The sequence below is a fragment of the Inconstantimicrobium porci genome, assembly GCF_009696465.1.
Classification (GTDB): Bacteria; Bacillota; Clostridia; order Clostridiales; family Clostridiaceae; genus Inconstantimicrobium; species Inconstantimicrobium porci.
Window position 1 is genome coordinate 208,396 of sequence record NZ_VULX01000001.1, and the last position, 24,969, is coordinate 233,364.

Consider the following 24,969-nt stretch of genomic DNA (forward strand, 5'->3'; position numbering starts at 1 on the left):
GAGGGATATTTATTATGATATCAGCAGGAGATATAAGAAAAGGTACAACTTTTGAATTAGATGGACAAGTGTTTACAGTAGTTGACTTCCTACACGTTAAACCAGGTAAGGGAGCTGCTTTTGTTAGAACTAAGTTAAGAAACGTTATTGCAGGAGGAGTTACTGAAAGAACTTTTAACCCAACTGCTAAATTCCAGGAAGCTGTAATCGAAAGAAAAGAAATGCAGTATTTATATTCAGATGGAGAACTTTACTATTTCATGGATCAGGAAACATTTGAACAAATTCCTTTAAATTATGAAAAAGTTGAAGATGCTATAAAGTTCTTAAAGGAAAACATGCTTGCTGTAATTAAGTTCTACAAGGGAGAGGCTTTCTCAGTTGAAGCTCCAAACTTTGTTGAATTATTAATAACTCATGCAGAACCAGGAGTTAAAGGAAATACAGCAACAAACGTAACTAAGCCAGCTACAGTTGAAACAGGTGCTGTAATTAACGTTCCAGTATTCGTAAATGAAGGTGATGTTGTAAGAATCGATACAAGAACTGGCGAATACATGGAAAGAGTTTAAGCTTCATATTTAAAGCTAAGTTCTTTTGAACTTAGCTTATTTAATATAAAGGAAGTGATAGAGTGGACAATATAAACGAAAAAATAAAAACTCTATATAAAATACTTGAGAATCATAAGGATGAAAATACTGAAGTATTTAAAGCTGCAGCAGAGGTTATGGAAATTTTATCTAAAGAAATTAGTGAGCTGAAAAGAGCAATTGATTCAATTAAAGAAACAGTAAATTTTCTTAATGATGATGTATCGGAACTACAGGATCAGCTTTTTGAAGAAGTGAGCATAGAGGATCTTGAAGATATCTCAGACAATTATGATGAAATTGAATGTAAAAACTGCGGTAAAAAACTGTATCTTGAAATGAGTGCCATTAAGAATAATGATGTGATAAAATGTCCCGATTGTGGTGCTAACCTTTTAGAAAAATAAAATGTTTTATAAAGCTGTGTAAAAATAATTTTTATATTATTTTTACACAGCTTGTTTTTTTATGAATATTTATTTGAATAACTTAATAATATTTAAATAGATAGATAAAGGGGTGGTGGCATGGAAACAATTTTGAAACTTCTTCCGCTTAGGATAGCAGAAAAAGTAAGGAACATTGATAAAGACGGCAGACTTCAGGAAGTACGTCTGAAAATCAATAAGCCTGTTATTCTAAATGTTAATGATACAGAATATATTATTAAAGAAAATATTCATCCTATAGAAATGAAACAAATTCTTCAGAGAATAAGTAATTATTCTGTGTATGCATATGATGAGCAGATTAAACAAGGATATATTACTGTAAGCGGAGGTTGCAGAATAGGCATTTCAGGAGAATACTCAGTGGATAATGGAATAATTAAATCATTAAAAAATATATATTCATTAAACATAAGAATAGCGAAAGAAAAGATAGGTTGTTCTAATAGAATAATGAAGTATATCACGAGAGAGGGTAGAGTATTAAACACTATTTTGATTTCACCACCTAAGTGTGGAAAAACCACATTAATAAGAGATATAGCAAGGAATATATCCGATGGTTTTCAGGAAGTTAATTTGAAAGGTAAAAAGGTAACTATAGTTGATGAACGAAGTGAAATTGCAGGGTCCTATCTTGGTATACCGCAGATGAATGTGGGGGTAAGAACAGATGTGTATGATGGATGTTTAAAAAGCGATGGAATGATAATGGCTGTAAGAAGTATGTCGCCAGATGTAATAATATCTGATGAAATAGGTACAGAAGAAGATATTAGAGCTGTAGAAAAGTCTTTTCTTTGTGGAGTTAGTGTTATCACATCAATACATGGAGAAAGCGTTGAAGATATATATAGAAGAAGCGTTTTTAAAAGAATAATTGAAAACAGAATACTAGACAGAGCGATAGTTTTAGATAACAGAAAAGGAGTTGGGCACGTGAGAAGTATTTATGATTTTAGAAAAAAGGAGGATATATTCAATGATTATTAAGATTTTCATTCTTATAATGATAGTTATTCTTTCAACGCTTATAGGATTTCAATATTCTGAAAATGCAAAATACCGTGTTAAGCATTTGAAAGGTATTTTAAATTCCATTGTATATCTCCAAAATGAAATATTTTATAGACTAACACCTTTATCAGAAGCAATGAATCTAGTATCACAGAAGGTAGATCCTCCAGTCTCTGATTTGTTTAATGATATAGCTATAAACTTAAATGATGAAAGAATATATGAAATTAAACAAGCATTCATAGAAGCAATAAAGACGAATAAAAACGAGTTCTCTCTAGAAAAAGAAGATTTTGATATCTTAGTAGAGTTTAGTAGATCTCTTGGTACAACTGATTTAGATGGACAGATGAAGATATTTGATATGGCAGTAGAGAATTTAAAGAATAATCTAAAAAGTGCTTCTGATAAAGCAGATAAAAATATAAAGATGTATAGAACATTGGGGCTTTGTATAGGTCTGATGATAGCAATATTTTTAATATAGGAGGTAATATATGTTTGAATTAAGTATGATATTTAAAATTGCTGCTGTAGGAATAATAATTATTATTATCGATATGATACTTAAAAGCAGTGGAAAGTCAGAAATAGCTACAGTTGTGAATATTGCAGGAATAGTAATAATACTAGGAATGGTGGTTACTATGATTGTTAAATTATTTGACACTGTGAAAACAATGTTTTATTTCTAAGAGTTAAGAGGAAATATTTATGGTTATATTTAAAATAGTTGCAATAGCAATGATGACACTGTTTATTTACCTGCTTTTTAAGGATCGAAAGAGTGAAGTTTCAAGCTTAATATCGGTAGCATACACTTTAGTTATTATAGGAATCATTATCTTTCAGTTCAATGACATTATTACCTTTATCAGAGAAATATCAAAAGAAGCAAGAGTTGATACTTTATATTTAGGAATTGTGCTTAAGATTTTAGCAATTGCATTTTTATGTTCCTTAACAAATGATATATGCAAAGATGCAGGAGCAGCGAACATAGGTTCAAGAGTTGAGTTTGCAGGTAAAATCCTCATACTTGGATTATCAATTCCTATATTGAGAGCTCTGCTTGAAGCTATAATTAAAATATTGTAGGAGATTTTTATGAAAAAGGTTGTATTATTTATAGTCACCATTTTAATATTTTTCATATGCAGCTTTTCATATGCCTGTTGTGAAGAAAAAAAGAACGATACAGATGATCTGCTTAATAATATCACTATAGAGAATTTTTACAAACAAATTGAAGAAGATTCATCAGAACAATCAATTTTAAAATCACTAAATCCAAGGGAATTCATAAACAAGTATTTAAAGGATGGCAAAAGTAGTATATCAGCCAGTACTATTATAGATCTTATAAGCAAAAATCTATTTAAAGAGCTTTATGTATGTGTAAAAATAATGATTTCAATCATAGTTATAGCAATAATAAGTGCTCTGCTAAAAAACATTGAAGATTCTTTTACAGGAAGCTCAATAGCTAATATTGCATTTTATAGCTGTTATGTACTTATAATACTTCTTCTCACTAAGAACTTTGTTTCTAGTGTAAATATAGCTAAAAGTGCTATAAAGGATATAACTGATTTTATGTCAGCGATAATGCCTGTGTTAATTTTGCTTATTACTACAGCTGGTGGAATATCTCAGGCAGCAACACTTGATCCTATAGTAGCAGCTGCAGTCACTATAACACCAAGAATATATATGGACATAATACTCCCATTAATTTTAATGAGTTTTGTTCTCTGTTTTGTAAACAATATCTCTACCGAACATAAAGTAGAACAGCTTGCAAAGTTTATAAAACAGATTACCTTATGGCTTCAGGGAATTATTTTAACAGTATTTGTAGGACTTATCACTATAAGGAGCATGACAGCAAGTACATTTGATGCAGTTACTTTAAAGACAGCAAAGTTTGCTGTAGATAACTTTATTCCTATAGTAGGAAAAGCAATTTCAGATTCTATTTCCACTGTAGCAGGTTATGCACTTCTGCTTAAAAATGCTTTTGGTGTTCTTGGACTTATAATAATACTTTTAATGCTTTTGTTTCCGGTAATAAAAATTATTTCCATAGTAATTGTATATAAGATTTCAGCAGCTATTATTGAGCCCATTGTAGATAAGCGAATAGTAAACTGTATTTCAAGTGCTTCTGATTCGCTTGTGCTTGTTTCAAGTATGCTATTCTGTGTTACTTTAATTTTCTTCATACTTTTATGCATCATGGCTAATACTGGTAAATTAATAATAGGGGGATGATATTTTGGCGGCATTAAAAGAGTGGGTAATATGTATTTCGGCAATAATTATTTTTATAACTGCTGTAGAAATGATTCTTCCTAATAATAGCTTAAAAAAGTATGCACAGTTCGTTTTTAGTATCATTTTGACAGTGGCTATAGTAAAGCCAATCGTTGGATTTATAAGCAAAGGATCTGATGATTTTACAGAACAGATAAAGAAATATATATCAGCAGATAATACGTATAAGACAGTACAAAAAGAAGTAAATAAAGATGATTATACTAATAAGGAAATAAGTATATCAGTACAGCGACTTCTTAATCAAAGATTTACCAACAAGGATTTTAAAGTTGATTTTACAGGTAGCTTTAACAGAGAAAAATATACTTTAACTACTAAAGAAGTTAAAGTAGGCATCAAAGATCATGCAATCAAGAAGATTGACAAAATTGATTTACAAAATGATAAAAAAGTTGACAACTATAATGATGTAAGAAATTACTTAAAAGAAATATTAAAAACAGATGACAGCAGAATAAAAATATATGAAATGGAGTAGATATAGAATATGGATAAGAATTTCTTTAATACTATTATGAAAAAAGAAAATAGATGGAAACTAGTAATATCTCTTCTTGCATTAATTTTAATATATATTTGTATCAGCTTCTTTTTAGATGATTTAACACTAAATAAGAAAGCATCTGCCAATGTTAGTAATGAGCAAAATCAGAATGGAAAAAATCAGACTGTTGAGAATTATGAAGCTCAGCAGAAAACTGATCTAAAAAATATACTAAAGAAAATTGATGGCATAGGTAGTGTGGAGGTGATGATGAGTTTTGAAAGTGATGAAACCAAAGTGCCAGCAATGGATTCAAACAAACAGACAAGCGTTACTGAAGAAACTGATAATCAGGGAGGAAAAAGAACTACAAATCAACAGACTGATAACAGCCAGGTAGTTATGGAAAATAAAAATGGACAAAGTGCACCACTGATAGTTAAAACTTATAAACCCAAGGTAGTTGGAGTTATGGTAGTAGCTGAAGGTGCAGATGATAGTAAAATAAAGTATGAGATTTCTCAAGCAGTATCAAATTTATATGGACTTTCTTTAGATAAAGTCAATGTATATCCTATGAAAAAATAGCATATAATTCATTAGAATGAAATGGGAGGGTTATAAAATGAATAAAAAACAGGCAGGCATAATTTTAACATTACTTGCACTTATAGTGAGTGCAGCATTACTATCAGCTAAAATTAATGGTAAACTTGATGATGGAACTGGAAACTTAAGTGAAACTATAGCGTTTAACCAGAATAAGGCTCAGAAGGGTGAAAACAATTCAAAAAATGATTACTTCTATGAAGCTAGAAATTCAAGAGAACAGTCTAATGCAACTACTGTGGAGACATTAAAACAGATAAGCAATGACAACAGTGCTACTAAAGAGAACAAGGAAAATGCTTCAAAGCAGCTTACTGAAATGACTATTGCCAAAAATAATCAAACAAAAATAGAACTTGAAGTTAAAGCTAAAGGATTTGATGATGCTTTATGCTTTATTGATAAGGATAAGGTAAAAGTAATTGTAAAGAGTAAAGATGAACTTACTGAAAAACAAAGTATACAAATTCAGGATGTTGTCAAGAATATTACAGGAAAGAGCAATGTGATGATAGAACGTAAACAATAGTAATTGTAAAACAAAAAGTAATTTGATATAATGAACGTAAGATAAACTAGAAATGCTTATAGAAGCAGGAGGGGATACCAAATGGAAGAGTTAAAAAATAATGAAAATAACATAGGTACTGTTAAGATATCTGATGAAGTCGTAAGTGTTATTGCAGGTATCGCTGCATCTGAAGTTAAAGGTGTAGCACAAGGATCTCAAGGTGGTGCTAGTGGTATTACTCAGATTTTCACTAATAAGAAGAACTCAGGAAAAGCTGTTAAGGTAAGCGTTGAAGACAATAAAGCAGTTATAGAAATTGTTGTTGGAGTTGAGTATGGAATAAAAATTCCAGAAGCATTGAACAAAGTTCAGGAAAATGTAAAAAACACAGTTGAAGCTTTAACAGGACTTAGTGTAGCAGCAGTTAATGTTTTGGTACAGAACATTATAGTACCAAAGGTTAATGAAGAAAAAGTAAATGAATAATTTACACCCTCTGCTTATCAGAGGGTGTTTCAATGTTAAGAATAGTAACTGATAATCAGTGTGTAAATTTTAGGAGGAACTAATGAGCAGTAGAATTAAGTCAAGAGAAATAGCAGTGGAATTATCATATCAGATGATGATTAATAAGGATACAATTGAAGAAACAATAGAAAACTTCAAGGAAAACATGGATGATGGTTTAAACGAATGTGATTTTACATATATAACTAAGGTGCTTGGTGGAATTAAGGAAAATGAAAAAGATATAGATATAATAATTGAAAAGTCATTAGTTAACTGGAAGATAGAAAGAATATCGAAAGTTAATCTTGCAATATTAAGAGTTGCAGTATATGAAATAAATTATTTAGATGAAGTACCTGACAGAGTGGCAATAAATGAAGCATTAGAAATAACTAAAAAATATTCAGATGATAAATCAGTATCATTTGTTAATGCAATTTTAGATAATATAGTTAAGAATAAATAATTTTGAGGTGAATGCTGTTGGGAAAGATTATAGATTGTAAACAGATATCTCTAAAGATAAAAAGTGAAGTTATAGAAGAAGTACAGAAAGTTAAACAGGACAATAATATAACACCAACAGTTGTTTCTATACTGGTAGGAAATGATTATGGATCAATTTATTATCATAATATGCAGGATAAAACTGCAAGAGAGCTTGGTATTAACTTTATAAAAGCTAATTTTGATAAAAATGTTACAGAAGAAGAACTTCTTTCATGCATTAGAAAATATAATGATGATAAACTTATTCATGGTATAATGGTGCTTTTGCCATTTCCTGGTAATATTAATAAAAAGAAAGTTCTTAATGCTATAAATCCTAATAAAGATATTGACTGTCTTACAGATATATGTATGGGAAGACTGTTTAAAAGTGATAAAATATTTTACCCATGTACTGCTAACAGTGTAGCTACAATTATTGATAGTCTTGGTATTGAACTTGAAGGAAAAGAAGCTGTTATTATAGGAAGAAGTAATATTGTAGGGAAACCTACAGCAATGATGATGCTTGATAGGAATACAACGGTTACATTATGTCATTCAAGAACAAGAAATCTTGAAGGGATTGCATCAAGGGCAGATATATTAATAAGTGCAATAGGAAAACCAAAATATATAAACAGTAATTTTATAAAAAAAGGTGCAGTAGTCATAGATGTAGGAACATCATCATTAAATGGTAAAATAACAGGTGATGTAGATTTCGATGATGTAATTGATAAGGTATCTTATATATCAACTGTGCCAGGAGGCGTAGGAACGCTAACTACAGCTTTGCTGTTCAAAAATTTATGTGAGGCAGTGAAAAAATGTATTTAAAAACTCTCTCTGTTAGTGAAGTAAATGAATATATTAAGAAAATCACAGATAAGGATTTTATTTTAAATAATCTCACCGTAAAAGGTGAGATTTCAAATTTAAAATTACATTCTAGTGGGCATCTTTATTTTTCAATAAAAGATGAAAATTCAAAATTAAGTTGTGTGATGTTCAGCAGTAATGTAAATATGTTAGACTCAATTCCATATGATGGTGAAAGTGTTGAAGTCAAGGGTAAAATAGGTATATATTTAAAGGAGGGATCATACCAGCTTTACTGTATTTCAATAAAGAAGGCTGGTGCAGGTCTGTTATATGAAAAGTATAATAAGCTTAAAGCAAAACTTTTAGATGAAGGGCTTTTTGATGATAAATTTAAGAAGCCAATTCCATATATAGCAAAAAATATCGGAATAGTAACATCGCCTACAAGTGCTGCAGTGCGAGATGTTATAAGAGTATCTAAAAGAAGGAATACTAATGTTAATTTAATAATATATCCTAGTCTTGTTCAAGGCAAAGGAGCTAGTGATAACATATGTAAAGGTATTGAGTATTTTAATAACAACAATTCAGTAGATGTTATTATAGTGTGCAGAGGAGGCGGTTCAATAGAGGAATTGTGGGCTTTTAACGAAGAAAATGTAGCTAGATCAATATTTGATTCGAAAATACCAATAGTCTCAGGAGTTGGACACGAAACTGACTTTACCATAGCAGATTTTGTCAGTGATTATAGAGCATCCACACCATCAGCAGCAGCGGAGGTATGTGTAGTTAATATTGAGGATATTAATGATAAAATAGAAAAGTATATGTCACTGATTAAAAAATCATTAAATAAGATGATAGCTGATGAGTATTCTTCATTAAAGCTTTATAAGAGTATTTTAAATTATAATAGTCCATTAAAGACTATTGTTAATGATAAAAAAATGATTAATGATGCAGAGTCTATGCTTAAAAGGAATATAAATGATATTATTAAAGAAAAAAGAGACAAATTTCATCATTGCAATACTCTTCTTCAGGCTTATAATCCATATGCTGTACTTGGAAAAGGATATTCTATCATTACAGATGAAGAAGGAAAAACATTATATAAAGTAGATGACTTTAAAGAAGGCAGGGAAGTACGTATTATCTTAAGCGATGGAGAAATTAATAAAAAATTGATAAATTAGAGGTGTATTATGCCTAAGAAAATAGAAAGTTATGAAGAAATGATGGCAAATCTTCAACAGATAGTTGATGATTTTGAAAACAAGGAAATTGATCTTGATGAAGCAATGAAAAAATATGAACAAGGACTTAAGCTTGTGAATAAACTCTATAAGACACTTAATGCATACGAAGGAAAAGTTAAAATTATAGATGATAAATATGGTGAGATAGATTTTAAGGAGTAGGTTATGTATAAAGAAGAACTCAAAACAAAAATTGATGAATACCTAAAAGAGTATTTCCTAAATAAGGGCAGTTATAATAAGACTATTTATGACTCTATGGGATATAGTGTGAATGTAGGAGGAAAAAGAATACGTCCGATATTAATGATGCTCACTTATAAGATGTACAAAAATGAATGCATGTCAATTCTCCCAATGGCCTGTGCCATTGAAATGATACATACATATTCCCTTATACATGATGACCTTCCTGCAATGGATAATGATGATCTTAGAAGAGGAAAGCCTACAAATCATAAAGTCTTTGGAGAAGCAGTTGCAATACTTGCAGGTGATTCTTTATTAAATGAAGCAATGAATGTTATGTTTGATTATGCTGTTGAGCATAATAAGGCTGAAACTGTAAAAGCGGCAAAATTAATTTCTAATGCAGCTGGTGCTGAAGGAATGATCGGAGGACAGATAGTAGATATACTTGGTGAAGGAAAAGAAATGACTCTTGATGAATTAAAATATATGCATAAAAATAAGACGGGTGCATTAATTAAAGCTGCAATTCTTGCAGGAGCAGTCTTAGGAGGAGCTTCTGAAGACGATATTAGAAAACTTGATGAATTTGGAGAAAAGCTTGGTTTAGCATTTCAGATAAAAGATGATATTTTAGATGTTGTTGGAGATGAAAAAAAACTTGGTAAAAAAGTTCATGTTGATGCAGAACACGATAAAAATAATTATATCACTTTCTATGGAATTGATAAGTGTAAAAAAATATGTAGCGATTTAACTAATGATTGTATAAATCTGTTGAGTGATATTCAAAAAGACAGTACTGAATTACAGGATTTAACTAAGTTTCTTCTGATGAGAGAAAATTAATAAAGGAATGATGTTTTATGGAACAGAGTATATTAGACAGGTTAAATAGTTACTATGATTTAAAAAGATTGAATAATGTGGAACTTACAATATTAGCAGATGATATAAGAAAATTTTTAATTGATAAAGTTTCTAAGACAGGTGGTCATCTGGCATCTAATCTTGGAGTTGTTGAACTTACGATAAGTTTATTAAAAGTATTTAATATGGATGAAGATAAAATTATCTGGGATGTAGGCCATCAGTCATATGTATATAAATTACTCACAGATAGAAAAGATGAATTTGATTCTTTAAGACAGCTTAATGGATTAAGCGGATTTCCTAAATGTTGTGAAAGTAGATATGATTTCTTTAATACAGGTCATAGTAGTACATCGATTTCTGCAGCACTTGGTATGGCTAGAGCGAGAGATATCTTGAAAAAAAATAATAATATTATTGCTGTCATTGGTGATGGTGCACTTACTGGTGGAATGGCATTAGAGGCGCTTAACGATGTTGGATATAACAAAACTAAAATGATAATAATATTAAATGATAATGAAATGTCTATATCTGAAAATGTTGGAGGATTATCTACATATTTAAGCAAACTAAGAATGGGAAATGGTTATAATAAAATAAAGACAGAAGTTAATGAAGTTCTAAATCAGACTAATTTTGGTAAGGGTGTTGCTAACTCAATTGATAGGTTTAAAGACAGTATTAAACAGCTTGTTATGCCAAGTATGCTTTTTGAAGATATGGGATTAAAATATTTTGGACCAATTGATGGACACAATATAAAATATCTTTGCGACGTTTTATTCAGAGCAAGGAATGTTGATGGACCTGTAATAATTCATACTATAACCCAAAAAGGACGAGGGTATAAATATGCAGAACAGAATCCAAGTAAATTCCATAGTATAGCACCTATTAATCCAGTAAATGGACAGAGTTTAAGCAAAAGTAGCAGTGTAACATATTCTAATGAATTCGGTAAAGCAATAATAGAAAGTGCAAAGAAAGATAGCAGAGTAGTTGCTATTACTGCTGCAATGCCTGAGGGTACTGGATTAAACAAATTTGCAATTGAATTTCCAAAAAGATTTTTCGATGTAGGAATTGCTGAGCAGCATGCTGTTACTTTAGCAGCAGGAATGGCAAAATCGGGACTTAAACCTGTATTTGCAGTCTATTCTACATTTCTGCAGAGAGCATTTGATCAAGTACTACATGATGTGTGTTTGCAGAATATACCTGTAGTATTTGCTATAGATAGAGCAGGTATAGTTGGTTCTGATGGTGAAACACACCAAGGGATTTTTGATATATCATATCTAAATATCATGCCGAATATTAAAGTTGCTAGCCCTAAATGTACGAGTGAAGTAGGTCTGTATTTAAATTGGGCATTAAAACAAAACTGTCCTGTAGCTATAAGATATAGCAGGGGAGGAGATCTTAAAGATATCGAAATGATTAAATCAGAATCAATATCTGAAGGAAATTGGGAAACTGTTAAGAATGGACAAAAAATAGCTGTAATTGCAACTGGTAGAATGGTGCAGCATGCAGTTAAAGCTGACAAGATTATAAGGGAAAGAAATAACGATATATCAATAAAGATAATTAATGCTAATATAATTAAACCACTTGATTATAATGCTATTGATAATATATGCAGAGAAGGTTATACGATTATAACAGTTGAAGATAATATTCTAGATGGAGGAATGGGACGAGAAATAGTATCATATATGTCACAGAAGAAGTATAATAACACTATAGTTAATTTAGGTTATGAAGATAAGATAATTCCTCAAGGTGATGTTAATTCTTTATATGATATTTACGGATTAAGCCCTGAAAAGATAGCAGATATGGTTATAAATGTGAATAACGAGGGAGAAAAGTAATGGGTGATAAAAAAGAAAGATTAGATATACTTCTTGTTGAAAAAGGAATTGCTCAGTCAAGGGAAAGAGCAAAAGTATTTATAATGGAAGGAAAAGTGTTTGTTGATGGTTTTAGAGTAGACAAATGTGGGACTAAGGTTAAAGTAAGTTCAAATATAGAATTTAAAGGACAGGATTTGCCATATGTAAGCAGAGGTGGATTTAAGTTAGAGAAAGCTATAAAAGCATTTGGACTTAGTGTTGAAGGTAAATGTTGTCTTGATATTGGTGCTTCAACAGGAGGATTTACAGATTGCATGCTTCAAAATGGCGCAGAAAAAGTATTCTCAATTGATGTAGGATATGGACAATTTGCATGGAAACTTAGAATAGATCCACGAGTTGTATGTATGGAAAGAACAAATGTAAGATATGTTACACATGACCAACTTGGAGAGTATGCAGATTTTGCTTCAATAGATGTTTCCTTTATTTCATTAAAAACAGTACTTCCTCCAGTTCTTGATTTATTAACAGAAAAAGGTGAAGTTGCAGCACTTATAAAGCCACAGTTCGAAGCTGGAAGAGAAAAGGTAGGTAAAAAAGGGGTTGTTAGAGATCCTGAAACTCATAAGGAAGTAATTGAGAAGATTGTTAAGTTAGCAGATGAATACAGCCTTAGGATATTAGGACTTACATATTCGCCAATAAAGGGACCAGAAGGCAATATTGAATATTTAATTTATCTTACTAAAAATAAGAATGCAGAGAGCAATTTCAGTATTTCAGAAATTGATGAGGTAGTAGCAAAGTCACACTCATCACTTTAGGAGGATTTATGAAAAAAGTAGGAATTAACATAAATGAATCTAAAGATAAGGATGGAATAATTTTCAACGAAACTGTTAAAACTTTAAAAGAAAATGCAAGTAATATTGAAATATATAAAATTGCTACAAGAGAAGATGTCGTTGATAAAGATCTTGATATGATACTTGTCTTTGGTGGTGATGGAACAATTCTTAGAGCCGGACGTGAATTTTCACAGTATAAGGATACTCCTATTCTAGGAATTAATATAGGACATTTAGGTTTTTTATCTACAATTGAATATGATGAATTCAAAGAAAATATAAGTAAAATTTTAAAAAATAATTTCAGAATCGAAAAAAGATTAATGCTTAAGAGCTATATTAAAGGTTCAGGTAGTGATGTTGTTCTTTATTCGCTTAATGACCTTGTGGTATGCAGAGGTACTTTGTCAAGAATGGCAAAGTATAAGATAAAGATAAATGGTGATGAATGCATGGAGTTTAAAGGAGATGGCGTTATAATATCAACCCCTACTGGTTCAACTGCTTATTCATTTTCAGCAGGAGGACCTATAGTATATCCTACTTTAAGACAAATAAGCATTACACCGATTTGTCCTCATTCTCCATCATTGAGGACAATTATAATCGATGAAAACAGCGAAATAACTATAACAGCATCAGCTAATGACAGCATATTATATGCTTCAACTGATGGACAGAAGTTTAATCTTCTTGAGAATGATTTTGATCTTACTGTAAGAAAAGCTGAAAGAGATTGCAATCTTATTATGCTAAAAGAAGTAAACTATTATGATGTACTAAAAAGCAAAATAATTAACATTTAAATTAGTAGGTGATAGAATTTGAGGGAAAAAAGGCAGGATGCTATTTTAGAAATTATTAAAGAAAAGAGTATAGAAACACAGGAAGAACTTGTACAAAATTTAAAAGATAGAGGATTTGATGTGACTCAGGCAACAATATCAAGAGATATTAAAAATTTAAAACTAACAAAAGTTCTTGATGATAAAGGAAAATATAAGTATGCAGTTATATCTAATCAAGGAAATAAGGTTGAAAATAAGATGAATCAGATACTCTTCAATACTCTTCTTGATGTAGAAAGAGTCGATAAATTTGTTGTAGTTAAAACTCTTTCTGGATCTGGTTCAGCCGCTGGAGAAGCAATAGATACATTAAACTTTACAAATGTAGCGGGTACTATTGCTGGTGATAATACTATTTTTATTCTCTCTAGAACTGACGAAGACGCCCAAAAGATTGTTGATTCTTTAAAAGTATTTTTAAGTTAAGGTGTGATACAATGATTTTACAATTATCAATAAAAAATTTTGCATTAATTGAAAATGAAGAAGTGGACTTTTCTAATGGATTTAATGTACTTTATGGCGAGACAGGTGCTGGTAAATCTATATTAATTGATGCAATTGACTTTGTAGTAGGTGGACGTTTTGGTAAGGATATAATAAGAACTGGCGAAAATAAAGCTTATGTTGAGGCAGTATTTGCACTGAATAGAGAAAAAAATGAAGAAATAGCAGAAAAGCTTGATATAGAATATAATGATACATTGTGTATTAGCAGAGAAATTTTCCAGAATGGTAAAAGTATCATAAAGATAAATGGAAGAGCTTCAACAGTATCAGCTGTAAGAAATCTGTCAAAAGAGCTAATAGATATTCATGGACAACATCAAAATATGCTGCTTTTTGATAAAGATAACTATATTCCTATGGTAGATTCATATGATTATGGTAAAATTAGAAATATCCTTACAAGGTATCATGAGGAATATAACAACTTAAAAAAAATCAGAGAAGATATAGAGAGGATTAGTGGAACAGAAAGTAATGATAAAGTACAGGCCTTTCTAGAATTTCAGATTAATGAAATTGACAAAGCAAAATTAAAAAAGAATGAAGAGGATCATCTAAATGAAGAATTTAAGCTTTTATCAAATGCACAGAAAATTAATACAGCAGTATGTACATCATATTCGTTACTTGGGGATTCAAATAACAGTTCTTCTGTTATTGATAATCTGTATACAATAAGTAGAGAAATTTCTGGTGTTCAGGAATATTCAAAGAAATTATCTAAGATTAATGATGACATTATGAATGCTTATTATTCGCTTCAAGAGTCTTCGAGAGAATTAAGAGAAATGTGTGATGAGATAGTCTTTGATCAGAATGAACTTGATATAATCAATGACAGACTATATCAGATAGCAGACCTTAAGAAAAAGTATGGTAGTTCTATTGAGGAAATTTTAGAATATAAAGATAAAATCACTAAGCAATTTGAAGAAATGAAAAATTCTGAAGCTATGATTGAAGAATTAAAAAATAAAGAAAAAGTGCTATGCGATGAATTGATTAAGATAGGTCGAGAAATTCACGACTTGAGAGTTGCAAATTCAAGCCGTCTGGAAAAGGCTATACATGATAACTTAAAATATATTGGACTTGAAAAATGTAAATTTAAAATAGATATGATATCTACTGATACCATTAAAAGTAATGGAACAGATGAATGTGAATTCTTTGTTTCAACAAATCCTGGAGAACCATTTAAACCAATTACTAAAGTAGCATCAGGTGGAGAATTATCAAGAATAATGCTTGCAATTAAGTCAGTCTTTGTTGATAAAGATAATGTACCAACTGTTATTTTCGATGAAATTGATACAGGTATAAGTGGAAGAATTGCTCACTGTGTTGGTGAAAAAATGTATGAGATTGCAGTAAAACATCAGGTTTTTTGTATAACTCATCTTCCGCAGATTGCATGTTTTTCAGACAATCATTATCTTGTTAAAAAAACATTTAAAAATGAAAAGACATATTCAAATATCAGTAGATTAAATGAGTCACAAAAAATAAATGAAGTTGCTAAAATGCTTGGAGGTACTAAAATGCTTCACTCATCTTTAGAAAACGCAAAATCGATGATTGAATATGCCAATGATAGAAAAAAAGAAATATGTTGTAAATACACTAAGGGAATTGATAAATAATCAATTCTCTTTTTTTTTAGTATTTATTAGTATAATTTTAATCATTTTGACTATAATAACAAGGTTACTATAGAATATTCAAAATGAAAGAAGGGCAAATTAAAATTAAGAAAAGGAGGAGATTAAAATGAATAAACATCACAATTTTAAAAATTTTTTAACTCCTATTATTCTAATACTAATAATTACTTTAGCATCTATAAATTTTAATCAAATAAAACCCTTTAATAGTATAATTACCAGTTTGCAGTTTAAAAATTCGTCATTAAATGAAAAAAATAATAATAAAAACAATATATTAATGGATTATATACCTACAAGTACTAAAGCTTCAAAAAATAAGGATATAAAATTATATGTAGGCGGTTTTCCAATAGGTATAAGGATGAATACAGAAGGAGTTCTTGTAGTTGGTTTTTCAGATATAGAGATTAAAGATACAAGATTAGAAAGTCCAGGAAGAAAGGCAGGAATAGAAATAGGTGATACAATTATAAAAATTGATGGTAAAAGAGTTTTAAATTCAAAAGAATTACAGAAAGTAGTTAATGAATGTAAGTCAGATAATTTAACAGTAGAAATAAAACGAGATGACAAAACAATAGAACGAAATATTAAAACTATATTATCTTCTGTTGATAATTCAAAAAAAATAGGATTGTGGGTTAGAGATTCAACAGCTGGTGTTGGAACATTAACATTTTATGATAAAGAAAGTAACATTTATGGTGCGCTAGGCCATCCTATTACAGATGCTGATACTAATTCTGTATTAAAGGTAAGAAACGGTGAAGTATTAGATTCTTCAATTATAGGAGTAAAAAAAGGTGCAAAAGGTGCTCCGGGTGAATTAAAAGGTATTTTTATTAATGAAAATGACAGAAGAGGTAATATTGATGCTAATACCTATGCGGGAATTTATGGAAAGCTTGATCCTGATAATAAGTTTAAATTTTCTTCTCAACCTATGCAGATTATGGAAAGAAAGCAAGTTAAAGAAGGAAAAGCAAAGATTCTTACTACAATTGACGAAAACGGACCAAGACTTTATGATGCAGAGATAATTAAGGTATATAATCAGGATTCTCCAGATACAAAAAGCATGGTTATAAAAGTTACTGATAAAAGACTTCTTGACAAAACAGGTGGAATTGTTCAGGGTATGAGTGGAAGTCCTATTATTCAAGACGATAAGCTGGTCGGAGCAGTTACACATGTGCTTGTAAACAGAGCAGATGTAGGATATGGAATATATATTGAATGGATGCTTGAAGAAGCACATATAATTAATTAGAATATTGTGGTATAATATAAGAAGGTGTCACTAATGGCATCTTCTTATAAAAAAATATTTAAAACCTGGAAGGAATTTACAAGCGACTGTCGAATTAAATATTATAAGTAAATGGAATCAAGAAGGAGAGAAATATATGGAAAACTCAAAAATTTCAGTTTTAATAGCAGATGATAATAAAGAATTTTGTAACATTTTAAATGATTATTTATTAAATCAAAAAGATATGGTTGTGACTGGTATTGCAAACGATGGACTTCAGGCGCTAGACTTGATACAGCAAAAAAATCCTGATTTAATCGTGCTTGATATTATAATGCCTCATTTAGATGGGCTAGGTGTATTAGAAAGACTTAGTACAATGAAATTAAACAAAATACCTAAAATAATTGTGTTATCTGCAGTTGGACAAGATAAAATTACACAGAATGCTATAACATTAGGTGCAGACTATTATGTTGTTAAGCCATTTGATATGGAAGTCCTTACAAAGAGAATAAGACAAATGTTTTCAAATGGTTCTATAGAAGATACTAACAGAACTATTCAAATGGTTCAGCCTGAAGCATCAAGAATCGAAGTATCAAAGGATCCAGCTGATTTAGAAGGTGAAATAACAAATATTATTCACGAGATAGGTGTTCCTGCACATATTAAAGGTTATATGTATCTTAGAGAAGCAATTACAATGGTAGTTAATGACGTTGAATTATTATCAGCAGTTACAAAAGAACTTTACCCATCAATAGCTAAGAAATATAATACAACTGCATCTAGAGTTGAAAGAGCTATAAGACATGCCATTGAAGTTGCATGGGGCAGAGGACAGGTAGAAACTATAAATAAGTTATTTGGATATACTGTACACAATGATAAAGGTAAGCCAACTAACTCAGAATTTATTGCTATGGTAGCAGACAAGCTTAGACTACAAAATAAAGTAAGCTAAATTTTAAAATAAATCCATTCTTATATAATAATTTATCTTAAGATAAATAGTAGTTTTAATTAACATCGCTTGTTAAGATTATAAATATTTATTTAAAAAAGCACTGATAGTGTTAATTTTCATAAAGTGGAAATTAATAAATTAGATAGTGCTTTATTTTTATGTATTATATAAATTTGTGATATAATACATAAAAAAATTCACGGTAAGGTAAAGGAGAATATATGAATTTAGAAGAGAAAACTATAGAAGAAGATTTAAAGTATGAAGGCTCATTTATAAAAGTTATAAAACAAGTAGTAAAACTTCCAAATGGAAATACTTCTACAAGAGATATAGTTAGACATCCAGGTGGAGTTGCAGTTGCAGCATTATTTGACGATGATACAATTCTTCTGGTTGAACAGTATAGAAAGCCTATTGATAAAGTAACATTAGAACTTCCAGCAGGAAAAAGAGAAAACGGCGAGGACCCTAAAATATGTGGTATAAGAGAATTAGAAGAAGAAACGGGACTGAAAGCTGAAAAGTTTGAATTTTTAGGAAAGATAGCGATTTCTCCAGGTTTTTGTGATGAATATATTTATCTTTATAAGGCAGAAGGCTTATATAAAGGACAGATAAATAGGGATGATGATGAATTTATTAATGTAAAGAAAATAAAAATCACAGAATTTAAAGAGATGATTAGAAGAGGAGAAATAACTGATGCAAAAACTATTGCTGTGTTAAGTTATCTTGAAATATAAAGTTTTTAGTATACCATCATAATATTTTTCATATATATTATTAAGTTATTTTAGGAGGTATTATGATGAACATGTATTTTAAAAACAAATTTAGAAACATCAGAATGAATAATGTATTTTTGATAATAACAATAGCATTTTTTTTGACAGGAATTATACTTGGAGTTAATTCTGTAGCGTATACTAAAGGTAATACATCTGATTTGAATTCGTATTTTAAAGAGTTATTTACATTTATATCTAGTAGGGATATATCTTATAAAGAAGTGTTGTTAAGTTCAATTTTATCTAACTTGACAATATTTATGATAATATTTATTTTAGGAAATTGGGCATTAGGATCACCTTTTGTTTTTTTAATTATGCTTTTTAAAGGATATATGATGGGTTACACATTTACTGTGTTTATTCAAATGTTTAACGTCAAAGGGTTGTGTGTATCTCTTGTGGGTATAGTACCTCAGAATCTAATATATTTACCATGTTTTATTATGCTTGCAACAATAGCCTCATCGTATTCATATGATAAGTTAAAAAATAAATTTCAGAAAATTAACAAGACTGAATTTATTAATGAATATGTTAATGCATCGTTATCTATTGCAGTACCTATTGTTGTAGCCATTATATTTGAGACATTTCTTTTGCCTAATATTTTAAAAATGGTTATATTAAAACTTAATATATAAATTAATATCCCTTGTTGTATAAAAAAGATAGTAGGAATAAATTTTTCTATCTTTTTAATTTTATAGAATTATAGATTATATTTTCTTGCGATATAAAAGAGAAAAAAGGTCAAAATATATGCGAGAGGAGGAAATGCATTATGAACAAAAGATTAAGAAGAATTGTAGCAAAAATATTAATAGCAGCAACTTCTATTATGTGTCTGCCAAAAGAGGTACAATGCAGCGAAGAAATACAGGTTGAAGCTAAATCAGCTATATTAATGGAAACTTCTTCAGGAAAAATTGTATATGAGAAAAATGCCCATGAAAAATTTGCCCCTGCATCAGTCACTAAAATAATGACAATGCTGATTGCGATGGAAGCTGTTGATAGTGGCAAAATGTCATTAAGTGATAAAATAACTGCCAGTGAAAATGCTAAGAAAATGGGAGGAAGCACAATGCTTCTTGATACTGGTGAAATAAGAACTGTTGAAGAAATACTTAAAGGTATTGCTATAGCATCAGGTAATGATGCTGCAGTTGCAATGGCAGAATATATTGGAGGAACAGAAGAGGCTTTTGTTGAAATGATGAACAAGAGAGCAAAAGAACTAGGGATGAATGATACAAATTTTAGAGACTGTACAGGACTTCCAATGGAAAATCATTATACTAGTGCATACGATATATCAATTATGTCTAGGGAATTATTAAAGCATCCTACCATACTAAAATATACAGGAACATATATGGATAATATAAGTGAGGGAAGAAAATCTCCTATCGAACTTGTTAATCATAATAAATTGGTACGTTTCTTTAAGGGATGTGATGGCTTAAAAACAGGCTTTACTAATGAAGCTAAATACTGTATATCTGCAACTGCAGTTAGAGATGGTGTAAGAATGCTTTCAGTTATTATGGGCGCACCTACATATAAGATTAGAAATAGAGATGCAAGCATGCTTTTAAATTATGGATTTTCCAAATTTCAGAATAAAAAGATTATAGGAAAAGATGAAGATATTACAAAAGTTAATTTAGATAAAGACGGTGAAAAATTCTTTATATTAAAATCAAAGGATGATTTAAATATAGTAATGCCAAGAGGTTCTAAAGATGAAATTGAGAGAAGAATAACTCTTAATGAAGAAAAGAAAAAATATAATCAAGGTGAAGAAATAGGAAAATGTGAATTTTATATTGATAATGAGAAACTTGGAGAAGTAAAGGTATATTCAGATAGAGATGTACGAAGAGGTAACTTGTTTGATAATATAAAATTTAATTTGAAAAACCTATTTAAAAATGGAGTATAAAAGCATTATAGTATTATAATATTCTGATATTACAATACTATAATATCAGAATATCAAGGCATTATTATGCTTGCAACTTAAGAAGTTTTTCACTATAGAAAAGTAGTGAGAAACTTTTTTAATGTATAAAACATATATTCGAAAATGAACTTTGACACTGCAAACATATATTGATATTATTATGTATAGAGTTTAATTCGTTTGGAGGAAAAAACATTGTCATTACCAAATATTAAGATTGGACAGTTTGATGGACCGTTTGATCTGCTTCTCCACTTAATTAAGCAGAATAAGATGGATATATATGATATAAAAATATATGAAATAACTAAACAATATTTAGACTATATAAATAAGATGAAAGAATTTGATATGGAGATAGCTTCTGAATTTATAGTAGTTGCAGCAACTCTACTTGAAATAAAATCTAAAACACTTCTTCCTAAACCAAAACTTGAGGAAGTTGAAGAAGATCCAAGAAAAGACCTTGTGGAAAGACTATTAGAATATAAGCTATTTAAAGAAGCTGCAGGATATTTTGAAGAGCAGAGTCTTTATGCGGGAACAATTTATCCCAAAAAGCCGGAAGTAATAGATGATAGTAAGTTTGACAATAAATCAGATTTTATAAATGATAAGACTATATTAGACTTATACTCACTTTATTGTAAAATGGTAGAGGAGTATAAAAAGAAACAGAATACAACTAATGTTATTGAGAAAAGAATTCCAGTAGATAAGTATAAGATAGAAGATAAGTACAATGTTATTTTAAATAAGCTACATAGAAAAAGAAATTTCTTTTTTTATGAACTTGCGTCACAATGCGAATGTAAGATGGAAGTGATTGTTACATTCTTAGCACTTCTTGAACTTATTAAGCAGAGAAGTATTGAAATTATACAATCAGAAAATTTTGAAAATATTATTATAGAAAGAGTAGAAACAGATGGACAAGATTAAATTTTCACAGTTTGAATTTGAAGAAGTATCTAATAAAGGTAAATATAAATCTGCAGTAGAATCATTGTTATTTGTATGCGGAGAACCTATTTCGCTTAAAGAAATATCAAGAATTCTTGATATTTCAGAAGGTCAGACTGAAATAGTAATAGAATTACTTAAAGAAGATTACAATAACAGAGATAGAGGAATAAAGCTTATTTCATTAAATAATTGTTATCAGCTTGTAACTAAACCTGAAAATAGTGATTATATTCAGAAGCTTCTAAAGAAGAATGTAAGGCAGACACTTTCACAGGCATCGCTTGAAAGTCTTGCCATTATTGCATACAGACAGCCTGTAACAAGAATAGAAATTGATGAAATAAGAGGAGTAAAGAGTGAATCAGCTGTCCAGAAACTTATAGAGAGAAATCTTATTAAAGAAGTTGGCAGACTTGATGTTCCAGGAAGACCAAAACAATTTGCCACTACAGATGAATTTTTAAGACAGTTTAATCTACATGATATAAAGCAGCTGCCAGCATTAAACTTATTTGAGGATGCAGCCAACGATGACGTTAGTGATGAAACTGCAGCAGATAAAGAAAAAAAGGAGTGATCGCTGTAATAATGCCGATCATTCCTTTTTTATTACTCTTCTTTTTGTTCACAGGTAGTAAAAGCATTTTTTTTATCAGAAAAAGCACTTTTTATCATATCAATTACTTGTGGGATTGTATCAATAATTCTATCAATTGAAGTATCTGCTTCTACTGGCAAAAGCCTTGAAACTCCATTCTTTAGTACTAGAAAGGCTACTGGTTTTACTGTAATACCTGCACCTGATGCGCCACCAAATGGATTGTGAGTATCACGTTCATTGGGATGGAATTCACTGCCGCCTGATGCAAATCCGAATGAAACCTTAGATACAGGTACTATATAACCACCATCTTTAGTTTCTATAGGCTCACCTATTATTGTGTTGGAATCAATCATATCTTTAAGATTTTCCAAAGTTGACCTCATTAAATTTTCTATTGGATGACTTTCCATGCTTTAATCCTCCTAAATAACTTATTAATAAAAGAATAATCATATATGTTAGTTTTACTATATTAACGATAAATATGCAGTTAATTACTAAATCTATATCAACTTTATTCTTATACTCAGGTGTAATTGATACAGTTTTAAACTTTAATTTGAATGGAATCTTAAGTATTGTACAAACTAAAGAAAGAAATTCATTTATTAATGGATAAATGAGTGAAGTTACAGCTGCATCGTTTGTACTATATTTAAATGAAAAACCAAGAATTAGTTTTGGTTTAAATTTAGTACTGCTTAGTCTTTTTAGATAATCTTTTAATATTAAAAAATAAAAAGATTTACCTTTATTTGTAGAATTCATCACAGCACTTTTATTAACAGATTCTGATGCTTTTGTTATATTCATTGATTTATTTAAATTGATATTTTTACTGTAAATTTTAAGAACAGCATTTTTGTCCTTATAAAAAAAAAGTATCTTTATAGGTATTGGAATAAAAAATACAATAATAAAAAGTGCTAATATAATCTTCATATAATTCCTCCTGTAAACAGTATTGACTAAAAGTAAAATAATTAAACTATATGAGGTGAAATTATGAAAAAAGTATTAATTAAAAGTATCAGTTTTTTAGCAGCATGTTTAATTTTATTTATGAATCTACTTACAGTAGAATGTAGTGCAAAATCTAAAAAATATGTTAATGCACGAAATGCAATTGTAATAGATGGTGATAGTAAGCAGGTACTTTTTGAGAAAAAATCATATGAACCTGTACCAATGGCAAGTACAACAAAGATTTTAACAACAATTATAGCATTAAATAGTGGACGATTAGATGAAAAATTCACTGTTAGCAAAAATGCTGCCAGTATACGTGGCTCTAAAGTAGGATATAAGGCAGGTGAGGAATTGACACTTAAAGAACTTATGTTTGGGCTTATGTTAAGGTCTGGTAATGATGCGGCGATAACAATAGCAGAGGGTATAAGTGGAAGTGTTGAAAATTTTGCGTCTACCATGAGAGAGTTTGCAAAAGTTATTGGTGTTATGGATTGTAGTTTTGAAAGTCCTCATGGTTTAGATTCTCAAAATCATTACTGTTCGGCATACGATCTTGCTTTGATAACCTCTGTTGGTATGGAAAATCCTTTATTTAGAGAAATTGTATGTACTAAAGAAATCAAAAAAGATAAATATAATTTTAATAGAGATTATAATAATATAAATAAAATCTTATGGAGAATACAGGATGCTAATGGCGTCAAGACTGGTTATACAGGTCAGGCAGGAAAATGTCTTGTCACATCTATATATCATAATAACAGGAATATTATAATTGTTACATTAAATGCGCCATCAAGATGGGAGACAACTGAGCAGCTTTATAATATGGTGAAAGATGAATATGATTTTATAAGTGTAGATTATAATGAAGTATTCAAAGATTTGAAGATAAATGACAATGAAAAAAAGTATCTTAATTTTGCAGTTAAAAAAGGTGATAATTATAAGATAAAGAAAGATAAAATGGCGGAAAATGTTTATAAAATTGTGGTACAAAACAATGAGGGGAAGACTATAATGTATAGAGTAGTAACAATATAATCCCCCCTACTTATTTTTGGAGATGATACTTACGTATTGTCTCTATTTTTTGCTTCTGATGAAGCAGAAGATACACCTTTTGTAGTCTGTTTAAAAAGTTGATTTGTAAATACAGAAGCTCCTGCGCAGATAATTCCTTCAATTATCTCATTTATAGAAAAATCTTTCCTTAGAAGAACTGCGCCTAATATTCCTAGTGCAAGAAGTATCCATGGAATGGTCCAATCTTTAACTTTAGGTGTACTTTTTAAAAACATTCCAATGATATATAATGCAGGAATCAAAATCATTAGGTCAGTAGGTACAAATTGAAGTAAATCCATATTAATTACCTCACTTTTAAATTATTTATTATAACTATATTCGATATAAACTTAAATAATACCTTTTAAAAGAGAGAACTATTAATATAAAAAATATTTCTTTAAACATATATTCATAGCAGATGTTACAGGTATTATGGAATAGGTCACAGAAAAGAAATTTATTATTTTGAGAAACTTATTTTAGGG

32 protein-coding genes are annotated in these 24,969 nt (G+C 29.7%); 29 read left to right on the top strand and 3 right to left on the bottom strand.

Annotation, left to right across the window (positions count from 1 at the left end; translation table 11 throughout):
• Window positions 1–14 precede the first annotated feature (14 nt).
• The 28 genes from efp to scpB all read left to right on the top strand — a co-directional run bounded on the left by efp (window position 15) and on the right by scpB (window position 22,414).
• On the top strand, window positions 15–572 hold the full coding sequence (gene efp, locus FYJ33_RS01050) for an elongation factor P (protein ID WP_154529910.1): 558 nt from the start codon (window positions 15–17) through the stop codon (window positions 570–572).
• A 62-nt stretch (window positions 573–634) separates the two neighbouring features.
• Window positions 635–1,000 (top strand): CD1247 N-terminal domain-containing protein, encoded by a 366-nt coding sequence (locus FYJ33_RS01055; protein ID WP_154529911.1) that lies wholly within the window; start codon window positions 635–637, stop codon window positions 998–1,000.
• A gap of 120 nt (window positions 1,001–1,120) precedes the next feature.
• The gene (gene spoIIIAA / locus FYJ33_RS01060) at window positions 1,121–2,035 is read left to right on the top strand and encodes a stage III sporulation protein AA (protein ID WP_154529912.1); all 915 of its coding nucleotides are present in this window, start codon (window positions 1,121–1,123) and stop codon (window positions 2,033–2,035) included.
• Complete coding sequence (gene spoIIIAB / locus FYJ33_RS01065; protein ID WP_206046579.1) at window positions 2,025–2,546, top strand: stage III sporulation protein SpoIIIAB; 522 nt, start codon at window positions 2,025–2,027, stop codon at window positions 2,544–2,546. The genes spoIIIAA and spoIIIAB overlap by 11 nt, the downstream gene beginning before the upstream one ends.
• Before the next feature lie 10 nt (window positions 2,547–2,556).
• Window positions 2,557–2,754, top strand: a complete 198-nt coding sequence (gene spoIIIAC / locus FYJ33_RS01070; protein ID WP_154529914.1) for a stage III sporulation protein AC — start codon at window positions 2,557–2,559, stop codon at window positions 2,752–2,754.
• 19 nt (window positions 2,755–2,773) lie between these two features.
• Window positions 2,774–3,157 carry a stage III sporulation protein AD gene (gene spoIIIAD, locus FYJ33_RS16010; protein WP_206046580.1) on the top strand — a complete coding sequence of 128 codons (384 nt, stop codon included), beginning with the start codon at window positions 2,774–2,776 and terminating at the stop codon, window positions 3,155–3,157.
• A gap of 9 nt (window positions 3,158–3,166) precedes the next feature.
• Window positions 3,167–4,333 (top strand): stage III sporulation protein AE, encoded by a 1,167-nt coding sequence (gene spoIIIAE, locus FYJ33_RS01075; protein ID WP_206046581.1) that lies wholly within the window; start codon window positions 3,167–3,169, stop codon window positions 4,331–4,333.
• A 4-nt stretch (window positions 4,334–4,337) separates the two neighbouring features.
• Window positions 4,338–4,877: a stage III sporulation protein AF gene (gene spoIIIAF, locus FYJ33_RS01080; RefSeq protein WP_154529915.1), complete on the top strand. Its 540-nt coding sequence runs from the start codon at window positions 4,338–4,340 to the stop codon at window positions 4,875–4,877.
• 9 nt (window positions 4,878–4,886) lie between these two features.
• Window positions 4,887–5,471, top strand: coding sequence for a stage III sporulation protein AG (spoIIIAG, locus tag FYJ33_RS01085; RefSeq protein ID WP_154529916.1), 585 nt, complete (start codon window positions 4,887–4,889; stop codon window positions 5,469–5,471).
• A gap of 37 nt (window positions 5,472–5,508) precedes the next feature.
• Entirely contained in the window at window positions 5,509–6,021 is a 513-nt protein-coding gene (locus FYJ33_RS01090; RefSeq protein WP_206046582.1) for a SpoIIIAH-like family protein, read from the top strand.
• Between the two features lie 81 nt (window positions 6,022–6,102).
• Entirely contained in the window at window positions 6,103–6,489 is a 387-nt protein-coding gene (locus FYJ33_RS01095; RefSeq protein WP_154529918.1) for an Asp23/Gls24 family envelope stress response protein, read from the top strand.
• An 82-nt stretch (window positions 6,490–6,571) separates the two neighbouring features.
• The gene (gene nusB, locus FYJ33_RS01100) at window positions 6,572–6,979 is read left to right on the top strand and encodes a transcription antitermination factor NusB (RefSeq protein WP_154529919.1); all 408 of its coding nucleotides are present in this window, start codon (window positions 6,572–6,574) and stop codon (window positions 6,977–6,979) included.
• A gap of 17 nt (window positions 6,980–6,996) precedes the next feature.
• Entirely contained in the window at window positions 6,997–7,842 is an 846-nt protein-coding gene (locus FYJ33_RS01105) for a bifunctional 5,10-methylenetetrahydrofolate dehydrogenase/5,10-methenyltetrahydrofolate cyclohydrolase (RefSeq protein WP_154529920.1), read from the top strand.
• The gene (gene xseA / locus FYJ33_RS01110) at window positions 7,833–9,026 is read left to right on the top strand and encodes an exodeoxyribonuclease VII large subunit (protein ID WP_154529921.1); all 1,194 of its coding nucleotides are present in this window, start codon (window positions 7,833–7,835) and stop codon (window positions 9,024–9,026) included. The genes FYJ33_RS01105 and xseA overlap by 10 nt, the downstream gene beginning before the upstream one ends.
• Before the next feature lie 9 nt (window positions 9,027–9,035).
• Window positions 9,036–9,251, top strand: a complete 216-nt coding sequence (xseB, locus tag FYJ33_RS01115) for an exodeoxyribonuclease VII small subunit (protein WP_154529922.1) — start codon at window positions 9,036–9,038, stop codon at window positions 9,249–9,251.
• A gap of 3 nt (window positions 9,252–9,254) precedes the next feature.
• Window positions 9,255–10,127, top strand: coding sequence for a polyprenyl synthetase family protein (locus tag FYJ33_RS01120; protein ID WP_154529923.1), 873 nt, complete (start codon window positions 9,255–9,257; stop codon window positions 10,125–10,127).
• Window positions 10,128–10,144: 17 nt separating this feature from the next.
• Window positions 10,145–12,031, top strand: a complete 1,887-nt coding sequence (gene dxs, locus FYJ33_RS01125; protein WP_154529924.1) for a 1-deoxy-D-xylulose-5-phosphate synthase — start codon at window positions 10,145–10,147, stop codon at window positions 12,029–12,031.
• Window positions 12,031–12,840: a TlyA family RNA methyltransferase gene (locus FYJ33_RS01130; protein ID WP_154529925.1), complete on the top strand. Its 810-nt coding sequence runs from the start codon at window positions 12,031–12,033 to the stop codon at window positions 12,838–12,840. Before dxs ends, FYJ33_RS01130 begins: the two co-directional genes overlap by 1 nt.
• An 8-nt stretch (window positions 12,841–12,848) precedes the next feature.
• Entirely contained in the window at window positions 12,849–13,670 is an 822-nt protein-coding gene (locus FYJ33_RS01135) for an NAD(+)/NADH kinase (protein WP_154529926.1), read from the top strand.
• Between the two features lie 18 nt (window positions 13,671–13,688).
• Window positions 13,689–14,138: an arginine repressor gene (locus FYJ33_RS01140; protein WP_154529927.1), complete on the top strand. Its 450-nt coding sequence runs from the start codon at window positions 13,689–13,691 to the stop codon at window positions 14,136–14,138.
• Window positions 14,139–14,149: 11 nt separating this feature from the next.
• Window positions 14,150–15,865, top strand: coding sequence for a DNA repair protein RecN (gene recN / locus FYJ33_RS01145; RefSeq protein WP_154529928.1), 1,716 nt, complete (start codon window positions 14,150–14,152; stop codon window positions 15,863–15,865).
• Between the two features lie 127 nt (window positions 15,866–15,992).
• Entirely contained in the window at window positions 15,993–17,159 is a 1,167-nt protein-coding gene (spoIVB, locus tag FYJ33_RS01150; RefSeq protein WP_154529929.1) for a SpoIVB peptidase, read from the top strand.
• 136 nt (window positions 17,160–17,295) lie between these two features.
• A complete protein-coding gene (spo0A, locus tag FYJ33_RS01155; protein ID WP_154529930.1) occupies window positions 17,296–18,108 on the top strand; it encodes a sporulation transcription factor Spo0A in 813 nt (270 codons plus the stop codon).
• A gap of 224 nt (window positions 18,109–18,332) precedes the next feature.
• A complete protein-coding gene (locus tag FYJ33_RS01160) occupies window positions 18,333–18,857 on the top strand; it encodes an NUDIX domain-containing protein (RefSeq protein WP_154529931.1) in 525 nt (174 codons plus the stop codon).
• Window positions 18,858–18,919: 62 nt separating this feature from the next.
• Complete coding sequence (gene spoIIM / locus FYJ33_RS01165) at window positions 18,920–19,546, top strand: stage II sporulation protein M (protein ID WP_154529932.1); 627 nt, start codon at window positions 18,920–18,922, stop codon at window positions 19,544–19,546.
• A gap of 140 nt (window positions 19,547–19,686) precedes the next feature.
• Window positions 19,687–20,850, top strand: a complete 1,164-nt coding sequence (locus FYJ33_RS01170) for a D-alanyl-D-alanine carboxypeptidase family protein (protein ID WP_154529933.1) — start codon at window positions 19,687–19,689, stop codon at window positions 20,848–20,850.
• A gap of 216 nt (window positions 20,851–21,066) precedes the next feature.
• The gene (locus FYJ33_RS01175) at window positions 21,067–21,813 is read left to right on the top strand and encodes a segregation/condensation protein A (protein ID WP_154529934.1); all 747 of its coding nucleotides are present in this window, start codon (window positions 21,067–21,069) and stop codon (window positions 21,811–21,813) included.
• A complete protein-coding gene (gene scpB / locus FYJ33_RS01180; protein WP_154529935.1) occupies window positions 21,800–22,414 on the top strand; it encodes an SMC-Scp complex subunit ScpB in 615 nt (204 codons plus the stop codon). Before FYJ33_RS01175 ends, scpB begins: the two co-directional genes overlap by 14 nt.
• A gap of 32 nt (window positions 22,415–22,446) precedes the next feature.
• On the opposite strand, the gene ytfJ is transcribed toward scpB, so the two are convergent.
• Both ytfJ and FYJ33_RS01190 read right to left on the bottom strand, forming a co-directional pair.
• Entirely contained in the window at window positions 22,447–22,851 is a 405-nt protein-coding gene (gene ytfJ / locus FYJ33_RS01185; protein WP_154529936.1) for a GerW family sporulation protein, read from the bottom strand.
• Window positions 22,799–23,383, bottom strand: a complete 585-nt coding sequence (locus tag FYJ33_RS01190) for a DUF2953 domain-containing protein (protein ID WP_154529937.1) — start codon at window positions 23,381–23,383, stop codon at window positions 22,799–22,801. Before FYJ33_RS01190 ends, ytfJ begins: the two co-directional genes overlap by 53 nt.
• Before the next feature lie 63 nt (window positions 23,384–23,446).
• Between FYJ33_RS01190 and FYJ33_RS01195 the strand changes: the two genes are divergently transcribed.
• Window positions 23,447–24,457: a D-alanyl-D-alanine carboxypeptidase family protein gene (locus tag FYJ33_RS01195; protein WP_154529938.1), complete on the top strand. Its 1,011-nt coding sequence runs from the start codon at window positions 23,447–23,449 to the stop codon at window positions 24,455–24,457.
• Between the two features lie 29 nt (window positions 24,458–24,486).
• Here FYJ33_RS01195 and FYJ33_RS01200 read toward each other — a convergent pair whose 3' ends face one another.
• Window positions 24,487–24,780, bottom strand: a complete 294-nt coding sequence (locus FYJ33_RS01200; protein WP_154529939.1) for a phage holin family protein — start codon at window positions 24,778–24,780, stop codon at window positions 24,487–24,489.
• Window positions 24,781–24,969: the final 189 nt, after the last annotated feature.

Bases quoted from the DNA above. Each gene is read 5' to 3' on its own strand.
- efp (WP_154529910.1), top strand. From the start codon at position 15: ATGATATCAGCAGGAGATATAAGAAAAGGTACAACTTTTGAATTAGAT.
- spoIIIAA (WP_154529912.1), top strand. From the start codon at position 1,121: ATGGAAACAATTTTGAAACTTCTTCCGCTTAGGATAGCAGAAAAAGTA.
- spoIIIAB (WP_206046579.1), top strand. From the start codon at position 2,025: ATGATTATTAAGATTTTCATTCTTATAATGATAGTTATTCTTTCAACG.
- spoIIIAC (WP_154529914.1), top strand. From the start codon at position 2,557: ATGTTTGAATTAAGTATGATATTTAAAATTGCTGCTGTAGGAATAATA.
- spoIIIAD (WP_206046580.1), top strand. From the start codon at position 2,774: ATGGTTATATTTAAAATAGTTGCAATAGCAATGATGACACTGTTTATT.
- spoIIIAE (WP_206046581.1), top strand. From the start codon at position 3,167: ATGAAAAAGGTTGTATTATTTATAGTCACCATTTTAATATTTTTCATA.
- spoIIIAG (WP_154529916.1), top strand. From the start codon at position 4,887: ATGGATAAGAATTTCTTTAATACTATTATGAAAAAAGAAAATAGATGG.
- FYJ33_RS01090 (WP_206046582.1), top strand. From the start codon at position 5,509: ATGAATAAAAAACAGGCAGGCATAATTTTAACATTACTTGCACTTATA.
- FYJ33_RS01095 (WP_154529918.1), top strand. From the start codon at position 6,103: ATGGAAGAGTTAAAAAATAATGAAAATAACATAGGTACTGTTAAGATA.
- nusB (WP_154529919.1), top strand. From the start codon at position 6,572: ATGAGCAGTAGAATTAAGTCAAGAGAAATAGCAGTGGAATTATCATAT.
- xseA (WP_154529921.1), top strand. From the start codon at position 7,833: ATGTATTTAAAAACTCTCTCTGTTAGTGAAGTAAATGAATATATTAAG.
- xseB (WP_154529922.1), top strand. From the start codon at position 9,036: ATGCCTAAGAAAATAGAAAGTTATGAAGAAATGATGGCAAATCTTCAA.
- FYJ33_RS01120 (WP_154529923.1), top strand. From the start codon at position 9,255: ATGTATAAAGAAGAACTCAAAACAAAAATTGATGAATACCTAAAAGAG.
- dxs (WP_154529924.1), top strand. From the start codon at position 10,145: ATGGAACAGAGTATATTAGACAGGTTAAATAGTTACTATGATTTAAAA.
- FYJ33_RS01130 (WP_154529925.1), top strand. From the start codon at position 12,031: ATGGGTGATAAAAAAGAAAGATTAGATATACTTCTTGTTGAAAAAGGA.
- FYJ33_RS01135 (WP_154529926.1), top strand. From the start codon at position 12,849: ATGAAAAAAGTAGGAATTAACATAAATGAATCTAAAGATAAGGATGGA.
- recN (WP_154529928.1), top strand. From the start codon at position 14,150: ATGATTTTACAATTATCAATAAAAAATTTTGCATTAATTGAAAATGAA.
- spoIVB (WP_154529929.1), top strand. From the start codon at position 15,993: ATGAATAAACATCACAATTTTAAAAATTTTTTAACTCCTATTATTCTA.
- spo0A (WP_154529930.1), top strand. From the start codon at position 17,296: ATGGAAAACTCAAAAATTTCAGTTTTAATAGCAGATGATAATAAAGAA.
- FYJ33_RS01160 (WP_154529931.1), top strand. From the start codon at position 18,333: ATGAATTTAGAAGAGAAAACTATAGAAGAAGATTTAAAGTATGAAGGC.
- spoIIM (WP_154529932.1), top strand. From the start codon at position 18,920: ATGATGAACATGTATTTTAAAAACAAATTTAGAAACATCAGAATGAAT.
- FYJ33_RS01170 (WP_154529933.1), top strand. From the start codon at position 19,687: ATGAACAAAAGATTAAGAAGAATTGTAGCAAAAATATTAATAGCAGCA.
- scpB (WP_154529935.1), top strand. From the start codon at position 21,800: ATGGACAAGATTAAATTTTCACAGTTTGAATTTGAAGAAGTATCTAAT.
- ytfJ (WP_154529936.1), bottom strand. From the start codon at position 22,851: ATGGAAAGTCATCCAATAGAAAATTTAATGAGGTCAACTTTGGAAAAT.
- FYJ33_RS01190 (WP_154529937.1), bottom strand. From the start codon at position 23,383: ATGAAGATTATATTAGCACTTTTTATTATTGTATTTTTTATTCCAATA.
- FYJ33_RS01195 (WP_154529938.1), top strand. From the start codon at position 23,447: ATGAAAAAAGTATTAATTAAAAGTATCAGTTTTTTAGCAGCATGTTTA.
- FYJ33_RS01200 (WP_154529939.1), bottom strand. From the start codon at position 24,780: ATGGATTTACTTCAATTTGTACCTACTGACCTAATGATTTTGATTCCT.